An 11,746-nucleotide genomic window follows, 5' to 3' on the forward strand; every position below is an offset into this window, starting at 1 on the left:
CATAAAGGCAGCACGGTGTGCGAGCCTCCCTGTTCCTGCGTGGTGGCCGTGTTCAGGCCGCCGCTGTTTCATGCTTCGCGTGACATGCGGTGCTCGCAAGCCGCCCCGACACGTGGGACGGTTGCGCCACCCGACCGCGGATCAGGTCAGCGGCCTTCTCGGCAATCATCAACGTGGGAGCGTTCGTGTTCGAGCTGACAATACGCGGCATGACCGACGAATCCGCGACCCGAAGGCCAGCAATGCCATGGACGCGCAGTTGCGGATCAACGACCGATGCTTCATCGACGCCCATCTTGCACGTACCCACGGGGTGATAGCCGGTGCGCCCGTACTGCTGCGCATACAACTCGTACTCAGCCTGCGAACGAACCTTGCCGCCTGGAAAGTGCTCGCTCTTGATGTACTTGCGCAACGCGCCCTGACTCATGATTTCGCGGCTCTGACGGATACCCTCGACGGCGATCTTGAGATCATAAGGATCACGAATGTAAGCGGGATCGATTACCGGTGCATCGGCCGGATCAGCACTGTGCAACGTGACGCTGCCCCGGCTGTGCGGCCGCAGGAAATATGAATTGAGCGTGCAACCGGAACCTGACGGTACCGGCGGCACGCCTGCCTCGACACCCGCACCCGGTAGAAAATGAAACTGCAGATCGGGCGTCGGCACGCTGCTGTCCGAATACCAGAACGCGCCGCCTTCAGCAATGTTCGACGTGACCGGCCCTTTGTTGAACAGTTTGTACTCCAGGCCGGCAAGCAGCATCATGTGCTTCTTCGCGTACTTGTCGAGGCTATAAGGACCATTGAGTTCGTAGACAATATCGATGTCAAAGTGATCCTGCAGATTCTGACCGACGCCGCTCAACGCATGCACGGGCTTGATGCCTGCCCGCTTGAGATCCTCCGGACGGCCGATGCCGGAGAGCATCAGCAGCTTCGGCGAACCAATGGCGCCGGCAGTAACGATCACCTCACGTTCGGCGCGCGCGATTTCCACGTTCGCGCGCTCGCCGCGCGGCGCAAACTCAATACCCACTGCGCGGCTGTTCTCGATCACCACGCGTGACACAAGGCAGTCAGTGCGAATCGTGAGATTGGGTCTCGGGCGCGCATCGCGCAGATAACCCACCGCCGCGCTGCAGCGTTTGCCATTGCGTTGCGTCACCTGATAGACGCCGACGCCTGCCTGCTGCGCGCCGTTGAAGTCACTGTTGTGCGGCATGCCTGCTTCCTGCCCGGCGAGGACAAAAGCCTTCGTCAACTCGTTAACCGTGATCAGATCCGACACACCGAGCGGGCCGCCCACGCCGTGATACTCGTTACACAAGCGCTCGTTGTCTTCCATGCGGCGCAAGTACGGAAGCACGCCGTCGCGAAAGCCCCAACCGGTGCAGCCATCGCGCTCCCAGCCGTCATAGTCGGCGGCTTGACCGCGCGTATAGACCATTGCATTGATCGAACCGCCGCCCCCGAGCACGCGACCCTGGGCAAAGGGAATCTGACGCTTCTGTGTTTCCGTCACCGCTGCAGTGTGATAACCCCATGTCAACGGGCCGCTGGTCATCTTGAAGAACCCCACCGGCATATGGATGTACGGGTCGGTGTCGGCCGGGCCGGCCTCAAGCAGCAGCACCCGGATGTTTGCGTCCTCGCTCAAGCGAGCCGCCAACGCGCAACCCGCAGCGCCACCACCTACGATCACATAGTCATACATTGCTGTCTCCGATACTGTGTTTTGTGGCCACGCGCTTGTAACGCGGCACTACTGTTTCGCGCGGCTCTGCGCGACCGCCCGGGTTCTGGCACCACTTGACGGTTCACGCACTTCAGGCAATCCAGCGCGGACGATTGCCGAGCTGGATATGCACCGACTTTAGTTCGGTGTACTCCTCGACGCCGTAACGACCCGTTTCGCGTCCAATGCCCGACTGCTTGACACCGCCGATCGGCATTTCCGGGCCACCTGTGATGGTGCAATTCACCCAAATCCGGCCCGCCTGTACCTCGCGGAAGCTCTTGATCGCACCTTGCAAGTCGCGCGTCCAGATGCTCGCAGCCAAGCCGAAGGGCACGCCGTTCGCAAGCTGGATTGCCTGCTCGAAAGTGTCGAACGGCGTGACCGCCAGTATCGGCCCGAAAATTTCTTCCTGTGCGAGCGCGCTGCCGGGCTGCACGTTACGAAACACCGTGGGCTGGATAAATAACTTATCGCCCTCATTGCTGCTGGTGCCCCCGCAAACAAGTTGCGCGCCGTCGCGCCGGCCGGCGTCGATATAGCCACGGATCTTGTCGAACTGGCGTGCTTCGACGATGGCACCGACATGATTGGACGCGTCGAGCGGATCACCCACCTTCACCTTTTCGAGCACCGCCTTCACACGTTCGACGAGTTCCTCTTCAACCGAGCGGTGCACGACGAGACGGCTGCCCGACACACAGCATTGCCCTGCGTTGAAGGAGATTCCGAAGGCAATCGCGTCCGCAGCGTCGTCGAGATCGGCATCGGCGAATACCATCTGCGGATTCTTGCCGCCCAACTCGAGTCCCACCTTTTTCATGTTGCAGCCGGCCGCAGTGAGGACCGAACGTCCTACCGGCGTCGAGCCGGTGAACGAAATCATGTCGACATCCATGTGCTCCGCGAGTGCCTGCCCGATCACCGGTCCCAGCCCCGTTACAACGTTGACCACACCATCGGGCAGGCCTGCTTCGGTGAGCAAGGCGGCGAGCTTGAGCGTCGTCGTTGAAGTCAGTTCGGCGGGTTTGACCACCACGGTGCAGCCAGCCGCCAGTGCGAACGGCAGACGTTCGGAAAGAATGAAAAATGGGAAATTCCATGGCGTGATGATGCCCACCACGCCGACCGGTTGCCGCACGACAAGACCGAACATATCGTTTCCCAGCGTGTCATGCGAATCGCCGTGCACGACACGCGCGAGGCCCGCCGCATATTCCCAAATACCCGCGGCTGCGGTGACCTCGCCGCGCGACTGTCCGATCGGCTTGCCGCTTTCGAGCGTCTCAAGATAAGCCAGCGTCTCTGCGTTCTCACGGATCAGGCTCGCCGTTTTCAACAGTACCGCTGCACGTTGCTCGCCGGACAGCCGGGACCAGCGGCCATCGTCGAAGGCGCGCCGTGCGGCCGCGACGGCCGTGTCCAGGTCTCCCGTGGAGGCCCGCGACGTAGCGGTGACTGGCACGCCGTGCCCTGGGCTCTTGCGCGACACCCATTCGCCAGTCGCGCCTGCATAGTCCTTGCCGTCTATGAACATCGGCGTACGGACCGGTTCGGACGGTAAGCGTAGCGAGGCTGCCAGTTCGCTCAAATCTCTCATTCCTGCCTCCAAGTGTGAAATTCTTTCGGTACCGCTCTAACCATCTCGGATCGACGACAGCGGCGACGCGCTGTTACCGGCCTGTCGTTGGCCTGATTCGCTCTGTCATTGGCCTGATTTTGCACCATCCGGTTACTTCCTAGCAACCCACTTCTGGTTTATAGTCATCCCAGATGACATCAACCGGCAGTCGCCCCGCCCTTCTACTTTTCACGACCCTATGACCGCTGAAACCATCACTCAACGTCGCGCTTCGAAACCCGCTACAGCGACTGTCGAGCGCCAGCCCAGGCAGCGAGATCCGGAGGTCACTCGAGCACGCATTCTCGAAGCCGCGAAAATGGAGTTCGCGAAACTTGGCCTGGCCGGCGCTCGCGTCGAAGCCATCGCGACGCGCTCCAAGGCCAACAAGCGGATGATCTACCACTACTTCGGAAGCAAGGAAGAGCTGTTCGTGGCCGTGCTCGAAGATGCCTATGCCGACATCCGCATGGCGGAACTCAAGCTCGACCTCGATCATCTTTCGCCCCAAGATGCGATCGTCGCGCTCACCACGCATACTTGGAACTACTACCTGAAGCATCCTGAGTTCATGACGCTCGTGAACAGCGAGAACCTTCACAAGGCGCGCCATGTGAGGAAGTCCGAACGGTTCAAGGAACTGCATCATGATTTCATTTCCATGTTGCAACGCATACTCGATCGCGGTATTGAAGCCGGAGTCTTTCGCAGCGGTGTCGACGTCCGGCAACTCCACATCACCATGGCTGCAGTCGGTTATTACTATCTGACCAATCGTTACACGAGCGGCCTGATCTTCGACTTCGACTTCATGAGTAAAGACGCATTGAAAGCGAGGCTCGACTTCAACATCGAGACGGTGCTCCGGCTGCTGCGCCCGTGATACACCGCGCCGGACTGGATCGCAGCGTGGCGGCGATCACTTTCCTCATCCGGCCTCAAGCCACCTTCGACTGCTTCGACTGCAAGTGCAGCGCGTCGTCCACCAGCGGACGAAACGCCATGCGCGCAAGCACATCCCGCTCAACATCAATTCCCGGCGCTACTTCAATCAGCCGCACCCCCGCCGCTTCCAGGCGAAACACAGCACGCTCCGTTACATAGAGGACTTCCTGGCCGGCGATGCGCGCCTGCTCACCGCTGAACGTAATGTGCTGCACGCGATCGACGAGTTTGGGCACACTGCCGGGCGACAGGATACTCAGGTGCCCTCCCGCCTGCTCGACCTGAAGGCCTTTTGCCTCGAACGTGCCGCAAAAGACGATCTTTCGTGCGCCCTGAGTAATGTCGATGAAACCGCCCGGGCCTACCACCGTCGCGCCGAGTTTCGATACGTTGATATTGCCTTGGCCATCCATCTCGCCCATGCCGAGAAACGAGATGTCCACTCCGCCGCCACTGTAGAAATCGAACTGATCGACACTCGACAGGATCGCTTCTGCGTTGCGTGCAGAGCCGAACATCGGGCCGTCGAGCATCGCGCCGTTGTGGATGCCCTGCTCAACCGATCCCCAGAATGTGCCAAGCCGCCCCTGTTGCGCCATCAAGCCCGGAATTCCGCCGGGAATGCCGAAACCAAAGTTCGCTGAATGCCCCTCGTGCAGTTCCAGCGCTGCGCGCGCGGCAATGATGCGACGAATACCCGTAGGCACTTCATAGAAGCCGTCGGCGATGCTCCCGAGCGATTCGCCACTCAGCGTGGGGTCGTAGTCGGCGACGGCGCACTGCGCCTGCGCCGGCGTCTCGACGAGCGTATCGACGAGGATGCCCGGAATGCGAACCAGCCGCGCAGGCACATACCCGGCTGGCTCGCGTTCCCTGACCTGAACGATCACGCGGCCACCGCTGTTGTGCGCCGCCAGTGCTGCAGCGTAGACGTCGAGATCGGCCGGCTCGCGACGCAACGTGACGTTGCCACCCACATCCGCGGATGAACCACGCAAAATCGCAAAATCGACTTTGAAAGGCTTATAGCGCAGGTATTCGCGGCCATCAAGCTCTATCAGTTCGACGAGATCTTCCGTCGCGCGCGTATTGATCTTGCCGCCATCGATGCGCGGGTCGACGAAGGTACGCAGGCCGACGTGGGTGACCAGGCCCGGCCGGCCCGCGCCAATTTCCCGCAGCAGGGTGGAAATTGCTCCAGCGGGGAAGCTATAGGCTTCGAACGCGTTGTCCTTTGCCATTTGCTGCATGGCCGGCGACCAGCTCCAGTGGCCGCCGATAACCCGCCGAACCATACCGGGGTGCGCGAAACGTCCCAAGCCGCTGCCCTTGCCGTCGCCGATTCCGAGCGCATGGACCACCGTCAGATCGCGCGGATGGCCGGTCGCGAGAAACCGCTGCTCGAGTTTCGCGAGTACGGCGTCCGGCTCAAGCAAACCGCCGCCGTTACTGGCCAGCGCAATTGTCGCCCCATCGAAGATCTGTTCAACCGCGTCTTCGGCTCGCATCCAGTTTTTCAATCTACCCTCCAATCAATTCGGCTCAAAGCTCGTCGACCGCAATCATCCGTCGAACTTAAATAACTATCCAGATGGTTACTTGGTACCAATGTTGGCACAGGAAATCGTGGAATTCAAGAACATATGCCTGACGCTCGGGTTTACCTTCACGAGCCGGAACGCGGGATTGAACGGGTCAAGGAATTCGGCCTCAAAGCTCGTTGACATCGCTCGTTCGTTGGTTTTAAATAACCATCCAGATGGTTACTTGATGCGAATGTTGGCACAGGAAATCACGTAATTCAAGCGGCATGCGCGACGCTCGGCTTACCTGCACCAGCGCAAACCAAGGCACGACAGGTGTCGATCATGAAGACGGAGACAGCATGAGACTCTCGGAAACCCACCAACAGATTCGCGACACGACCCGACGCTTTGCGCAAGAGATGATTCGCCCGCTGGCTGAAGCGCTCGATCGCGAAGAACGCTTCCCCGCAGAGATCTATAAGCAGATGGGCGAACTAGGTCTTTTCGGCATCACAGTGCCCGAGGACTTCGGTGGCGCCGGACTCGACGTCACCGCGTACGCGCTCGTGATGGAAGAGCTCTCGCGAGGCTATGCGTCGGTGGCAGATCAGTGCGGCTTGCTCGAACTGGTCGGCACGCTGCTGAGTGTGCACGGCACTGAAGCCCAGCGTGCGCAGTACATTGAGCCATTGCTGCGCGCCCAGCTCAGACCCGCGTACTGCATCACGGAATCCGATGCAGGCACCGACGTATCCGGCATTCGCACCACCGCCACGCGCACGGCCGAAGGCTGGGAACTGAGTGGCGCCAAGCTCTGGATCCACAACGCGCCGGTCGCTGATCTGGCGTTCGTGCTGGCACGCACCGATCCGTCGGCGGGCAAGCGCGGCATGAGCATCTTTATAGTCGATTGCCATCTGGCGGGTGTTTCGAAAGGCCCGAAGGAACACAAGATGGGCCAGCGCGCCTCACAGGTGGGTGAACTGCATTTCGAGCGCGTGAAGCTCCCGCACGACGCGTTGCTCGGGCAGGAAGGCCGCGGCTTTCACATCATGATGAGCGTGCTCGACAAGGGGCGTGTGGGCATTGCCGCGCTCGCCGTCGGCATCGCGCAGGCGGGACTCGAGGCCGCGCTTGACTACGCCCAGACACGCAAGCAGTTCGGCAGCCACATCGCAGACTTTCAGGGGATCCAGTGGATGCTAGCCGACATGGCGAAAGATATTCAAGCCGCGCGCCTGCTGGTGCTCGATGCCGCTGAACGACTCGAAACCGGCGACCGGGCGAGCATCGCCTGCTCGATGGCCAAGTGTTTTGCCGGCGACACGGCCGTCAAGCACAGCGCCAACGCGGTGCAGATTTTTGGCGGCAGCGGCTACATTCGCGGCTATGAAGTCGAACGTCTGTATCGGGACGCCAAGATCACGCAGATCTACGAAGGCACGAACCAGATCCAACGCACCATTATTGCCCGCGACCTGATCGCCAACGGAGCCTCGATATGAGCCCGCGCCCTATCGCATTGGTCACGGGCAGCGGGCGCGGCATTGGCCGGGCGATTGCGATCGAACTCGGCCGCGCCGGATTTGACGTGGCGCTCACCGATGTCGTGGCTTCCGAAGAACTCGACCGGGCCGTCGCCGAGGTCAAACGGACCGGCGCTCAGGCGATTCCCGTTGTGTCCGATCTCGCCGACATCGGCTCGCATCAGGCCACGCTGCTGGATGTTGAAGCGCGGCTCGCCGGTCCGATCGATTGCCTCGTCAATAACGCGGGCGTATCGGTCATGTCGCGCGGCGACCTGCTCGACGTGACGTCCGAGAGCTTCGACCGCTGCATCGCCGTGAACACGCGCGGCACCTTCTTCCTGACCCAGGCATTCGCGAAACACCTCTTGGGCCGTGCGCTGCCAAGCGTCGCGCCTCATCCAAGCGTCATTACGATTACATCGTCAAATGCAGTCGCCGCTTCCCCTCTGCGCAGCGAGTATTGCGTGTCAAAGGCCGGGTTGTCGATGGCCAACACCCTGTTCTCATTGCGCCTCGCGGAGCACGGCGTAAGTGTCTACGAAGTACAGCCCGGTCTGATCGAAACCGAAATGACTGCGCCGTCACGTGCACGCTATGACGCGCAAATCGACCAGGGCCTCACCGCGATCAAACGCTGGGGCACGCCACAGGAAGTGGCGACCACCGTGCGCACGCTCGCGACCGGCGGCCTCCCCTACAGCGTTGGACAGGCCATCCGTATTGACGGTGGTCTGCTTGTGACCAAATACTGATCAGCACATGAACCTCACACTCAAACTTCCGACTGCGCTCGGCACGATGGAAACGTATCGTATTGAAGGCATGCCGCTCGATGTACGGGCACCGGCGCGGCCTTTCACCCGCATTGCTTATTCGGCTGCCCATGTGGTGGCAGATCCGTTGCGCGCCGGTGAACTGAACGCGCCGCCCGCAATCGACTGGGAGCGCACGCTTGAATATCGGCGTTACCTGTTGCAACAGGGTCTTGGCATTGCCGAGGCCATGGACACCGCGCAACGAGGGATGGGCCTGCCCTGGAGCACCGCACTCGAACTGATCACGCGCAGCATCGAAGGAACACGTGACATTCCCGGCGCCCTGATCGCGTCAGGCTGCGGTACCGATAACGTGGCCCCGGGATCGGTCACGAACTGCGATCAAGTGATCCGGGCATACGCGGATCAACTCGAAGCGGTGCAACGGGTGGGAGGACGCGTCATCCTGATGGCGAGTCGCGCGCTCGCGAGGGTGGCTCGTTCGCCTGATGATTATCGACGCGTATATCGTGAAGTACTGGCAATGTGCGATCAACCGGTCATCCTGCATTGGCTCGGCGAAATGTTTGACCCCGAGCTTGCAGGCTACTGGGGCGCGCCGGATTACGACAGCGCGGCACGGGTCTGCCTGGACGTGATTGGCGACAGTGTTGAGCATGTCGACGGCATCAAGATTTCACTGCTCGACGACGCAAAGGAGATCGGTTTCAGGCGAACCCTGCCGCCCGGCGTGAAGATGTACACCGGCGACGACTTCAACTATCCGGCTCTAATCGCAGGCGACGAGGCCGGCTATTCGCATGCGCTGCTTGGCATCTTCGATGCGATCGCACCCGCCGCATCGCAGGCGCTAGCCGCGCTCGCCAATAACGACCTCGATACTTTCAACGCCTTGCTTGCGCCAACCGTTCCGTTGTCGCGTCACATCTTTCGTTCGCCAACGCAGTACTACAAAACGGGCGTGGTATTCCTCGCGTACCTGAACGGCTTCCAGGATCACTTCTTCATGCCGGGCGGTCACCACGGCATGCGTCCGCCGGCCTACCTAGCCGACGTATTCCGCCTGGCCGACCAGGCCGGCCTGCTGCGCGATCCGGGCGATGCGATCACTCGTATTCGTAAAGTCATGGCGCCGCTCGGATACGGAGACTGACGATGGCTCAATCCGCAGGGCCGGTGCGGCACATGGTGTTTTGCCGGTTCCGTAGCGAAGTGACGCCCGAACGTCGCCTCGCGTTCTTCGAGCAGATCCGGCGGCTGACGGAAGTCCCCGGCATTGCCTTTGCCAATTTTCAGTGCGGACCCAACGTATCACCGGAAGGCTATGGCATGAGTTTCTCTGACGGCTTCACGATGGATTTCGCGAGCCGCGACGACTGCTTTGCTTATCTGGCACATCCGACGCATCAAGCCATTGGGGCACGCCTTCTTGAGGCGCTAGAAGACGGTGTGCAAGGGCTGCTTGTCTTCGATATCGATCTGGAAACTCATGAGAAACCTACAGGGAAGACTAGAGCTGTGCTCCATCAATACCGCAACACTTGGCCATCGGGAGCCACTCAACCAAACGATTGAGCGCATTGCTCGGGCGGGCTTTGGTGGAATAGCGCCGTGGCGTCGGGAAGTTGAGGGAGGCGACGTCCCGAGGCTTGCCCGCCAGATCAAGGCGCTCGGCCTGAGCGTGACCGGCTATTGCCGCTCGACTTATCTACCAGCAGCAACGTCGGCCGAATTTAGCGCGAACGTCGAGGCAAACCGGGCCGCATTGCGCGATGCCGCTGTCCTCGGAGCCCAATGTTTCGTGTTGGTGGTCGGTGGCCTTGTACCCGGTAGCCGCGATCTTGAAGGCGCGCGATCCCAAGTGGTCGACGGAATTTCGATGTTGTTGGAAACCGCACGCGAGTGCGGTGTGCCCCTTGCACTTGAGCCGCTTCATCCGATGTATGCAGCAAAGCGTGCGGTGGTTAACACCATCGCGCAGGCATTGAGCATTTGCGAAACGGTGGACCCGGACCGGTCGGGTTTTATCGGCATCGCAGTTGATGTTTACCACTGCTGGTGGGACCCGGAACTGACAGCATCCATCGCAACAACTGGGCAAGCGAACCGCATCCTGGCGTATCACGTGTGCGACTGGCTCCACGAAACAAATGACATGCTGCTCGATCGCGGAATGATGGGCGACGGTGTCATCGACTTGCCGGCAGTGCGGTCATGCGTCGAGCGTGCCGGCTACAACGGCTTGGTGGAAGTCGAGATTTTTTCGGCACAAAACTGGTGGCAACGCGAGCCGGATGAAGTGCTCGCAATCTGCGCTGAACGTCTGCAGACCGTCTGCTGATGGGCAGCGTTAAATGACCAAAACATGGATACAGCAATGACTGACAGGATTCGCTGGGGCATATTAGGCGCTGCAAAAATTGCCGACAACGCTGTAGCACCGGCTATCCAACGCTCGTCAAACGGTCGGGTGACCGTGGTGGCGAGCCGCGACCGGGCCCGCGCGGACGCTTTCGCGACAAAGCATGGCATCGACCACGTCTTGAGAAGTTACGATGAGGTCATCGAGAACTGCGACGTGGACGCGATCTATATTCCGTTGCCAACTGCAAGCCATGTCGAATGGTGCAAGAGGGCTTTGCTCGCAGGCAAGCATGTGCTGTGCGAAAAACCGATTGCAATGAACGCCAACGAGGTGCTCGAATTGATCGCCTTGCGCGATAAAACCGGGCTTGTATGCGGTGAAGCCTTCATGGTGGCGCATCATCCGCAATGGGCTTTTGTTCGCGACAGCCTCGCTCAGGGCATGCTCGGTGAACTCACGCTGATCGAAGGCTCGTTTACCTACTTTAACGACGATCCCAATGCGCTCAAAAACAATCTTGCGCTAGGCGGAGGCGGAGTTCGCGACATCGGTGTCTACCCAATCGTGACCACGCGGCTTGCTACAGGACTCGAGCCTTCCCGTGTTCATGCCGAGATTTTGCTCGATCCCCGCTTCAGCACAGACCGGTTCGCCCGTTGCACTGCCAAATTCCCCGGATTCTCAATGACGTTCTATTGCGGCACACAAATGGCGCGCCGCCAGCATATGATTTTTCACGGAACGAAAGGCTGGTTAAGCGTAGATGCGCCCTTCAACCCGGGAATCTATGGTCCTGCACACATTCGCCATCGTTCCGATGAAACTGGTCAAACACACACCATAGAGTTTGGCGACGTCGACCAGTATCAATTGATGGTGGAGGACTTTGCCGGCACGGTGTTGGGAAAAAAGGCAACTCTGACCTTCGCCCTTGAAAATTCGCTTGGCAATCAACGCGTCATCGATCAAATAGTTTCCTGACGGGCAAGATATAGTCAACGTCGGGCTTCTTGTTTGCATTGGCGAACTCCCCTTTCGCCCAGTCACCCATGAATTGCATCCCGCCCGTACCTGAAATGACCATGGCAGTCGCATGGCGCGCGGCGCGCGCGGCTGTGAGCACTCGTCGCGCTTCATCGAACAGCACCTCGCCGGCCGGGGTCAGGTCGACCCGCCGCGTGCTGCGAATGAACAACGGCCCACCGAGGTCTTCCTCCAGCGAACGAATCGACGCCGACAGCCC

At 60.3% G+C, this 11,746-nt stretch carries 10 protein-coding genes and 1 pseudogene; 7 read left to right on the forward strand and 4 right to left on the reverse strand.

What is annotated here, in order from left to right:
* Positions 1-52: 52 nt before the first annotated feature.
* The gene (locus ABH944_RS42530) at positions 53-1,720 is read right to left on the reverse strand and encodes a GMC family oxidoreductase (protein ID WP_404615074.1); all 1,668 of its coding nucleotides are present in this window, start codon (positions 1,718-1,720) and stop codon (positions 53-55) included.
* A gap of 112 nt (positions 1,721-1,832) precedes the next feature.
* Complete coding sequence (locus tag ABH944_RS42535; RefSeq protein ID WP_404615072.1) at positions 1,833-3,341, reverse strand: aldehyde dehydrogenase family protein; 1,509 nt, start codon at positions 3,339-3,341, stop codon at positions 1,833-1,835.
* A 220-nt stretch (positions 3,342-3,561) separates the two neighbouring features.
* Between ABH944_RS42535 and ABH944_RS42540 the strand changes: the two genes are divergently transcribed.
* Positions 3,562-4,245 (forward strand): TetR/AcrR family transcriptional regulator, encoded by a 684-nt coding sequence (locus tag ABH944_RS42540; RefSeq protein ID WP_404615071.1) that lies wholly within the window; start codon positions 3,562-3,564, stop codon positions 4,243-4,245.
* Between the two features lie 55 nt (positions 4,246-4,300).
* Here ABH944_RS42540 and ABH944_RS42545 read toward each other — a convergent pair whose 3' ends face one another.
* Positions 4,301-5,815 (reverse strand): acyl CoA:acetate/3-ketoacid CoA transferase, encoded by a 1,515-nt coding sequence (locus ABH944_RS42545; protein ID WP_404615069.1) that lies wholly within the window; start codon positions 5,813-5,815, stop codon positions 4,301-4,303.
* Between the two features lie 377 nt (positions 5,816-6,192).
* Here ABH944_RS42545 and ABH944_RS42550 point away from each other — a divergent pair, with 377 nt between their 5' ends.
* From ABH944_RS42550 to ABH944_RS42575, 6 genes are read left to right on the forward strand one after another with little or no spacing between them, the layout of a single operon-like run.
* Positions 6,193-7,338, forward strand: a complete 1,146-nt coding sequence (locus ABH944_RS42550; protein WP_404615067.1) for an acyl-CoA dehydrogenase family protein — start codon at positions 6,193-6,195, stop codon at positions 7,336-7,338.
* Positions 7,335-8,114: a 3-ketoacyl-ACP reductase gene (locus ABH944_RS42555; RefSeq protein WP_404615065.1), complete on the forward strand. Its 780-nt coding sequence runs from the start codon at positions 7,335-7,337 to the stop codon at positions 8,112-8,114. The genes ABH944_RS42550 and ABH944_RS42555 overlap by 4 nt, the downstream gene beginning before the upstream one ends.
* A gap of 7 nt (positions 8,115-8,121) precedes the next feature.
* A complete protein-coding gene (locus ABH944_RS42560; protein ID WP_404615063.1) occupies positions 8,122-9,291 on the forward strand; it encodes a dihydrodipicolinate synthase family protein in 1,170 nt (389 codons plus the stop codon).
* A 2-nt stretch (positions 9,292-9,293) separates the two neighbouring features.
* A complete protein-coding gene (locus ABH944_RS42565; protein WP_404615061.1) occupies positions 9,294-9,713 on the forward strand; it encodes a Dabb family protein in 420 nt (139 codons plus the stop codon).
* A complete protein-coding gene (locus ABH944_RS42570) occupies positions 9,628-10,479 on the forward strand; it encodes a sugar phosphate isomerase/epimerase family protein (protein WP_404615059.1) in 852 nt (283 codons plus the stop codon). The genes ABH944_RS42565 and ABH944_RS42570 overlap by 86 nt, the downstream gene beginning before the upstream one ends.
* A 36-nt stretch (positions 10,480-10,515) precedes the next feature.
* Positions 10,516-11,484 carry a Gfo/Idh/MocA family protein gene (locus ABH944_RS42575; protein ID WP_404615057.1) on the forward strand — a complete coding sequence of 323 codons (969 nt, stop codon included), beginning with the start codon at positions 10,516-10,518 and terminating at the stop codon, positions 11,482-11,484.
* 7 nt (positions 11,485-11,491) lie between these two features.
* Here the strand turns inward: ABH944_RS42575 and ABH944_RS42580 are convergent.
* A pseudogene (locus tag ABH944_RS42580) lies at positions 11,492-11,746 on the reverse strand (LysR family transcriptional regulator); the annotation flags it as partial.

The sequence above is a fragment of the Caballeronia udeis genome (genome assembly GCF_044909315.1).
Classification (GTDB): domain Bacteria; phylum Pseudomonadota; class Gammaproteobacteria; order Burkholderiales; family Burkholderiaceae; genus Caballeronia; species Caballeronia udeis_A.

Bases quoted from the DNA above. Each gene is read 5' to 3' on its own strand.
- ABH944_RS42540 (WP_404615071.1), top strand. From the start codon at position 3,562: ATGACCGCTGAAACCATCACTCAACGTCGCGCTTCGAAACCCGCTACA.
- ABH944_RS42555 (WP_404615065.1), top strand. From the start codon at position 7,335: ATGAGCCCGCGCCCTATCGCATTGGTCACGGGCAGCGGGCGCGGCATT.
- ABH944_RS42570 (WP_404615059.1), top strand. From the start codon at position 9,628: ATGAGAAACCTACAGGGAAGACTAGAGCTGTGCTCCATCAATACCGCA.
- ABH944_RS42560 (WP_404615063.1), top strand. From the start codon at position 8,122: ATGAACCTCACACTCAAACTTCCGACTGCGCTCGGCACGATGGAAACG.
- ABH944_RS42545 (WP_404615069.1), bottom strand. From the start codon at position 5,815: ATGCGAGCCGAAGACGCGGTTGAACAGATCTTCGATGGGGCGACAATT.
- ABH944_RS42565 (WP_404615061.1), top strand. From the start codon at position 9,294: ATGGCTCAATCCGCAGGGCCGGTGCGGCACATGGTGTTTTGCCGGTTC.
- ABH944_RS42530 (WP_404615074.1), bottom strand. From the start codon at position 1,720: ATGTATGACTATGTGATCGTAGGTGGTGGCGCTGCGGGTTGCGCGTTG.
- ABH944_RS42575 (WP_404615057.1), top strand. From the start codon at position 10,516: ATGACTGACAGGATTCGCTGGGGCATATTAGGCGCTGCAAAAATTGCC.
- ABH944_RS42550 (WP_404615067.1), top strand. From the start codon at position 6,193: ATGAGACTCTCGGAAACCCACCAACAGATTCGCGACACGACCCGACGC.
- ABH944_RS42535 (WP_404615072.1), bottom strand. From the start codon at position 3,341: ATGAGAGATTTGAGCGAACTGGCAGCCTCGCTACGCTTACCGTCCGAA.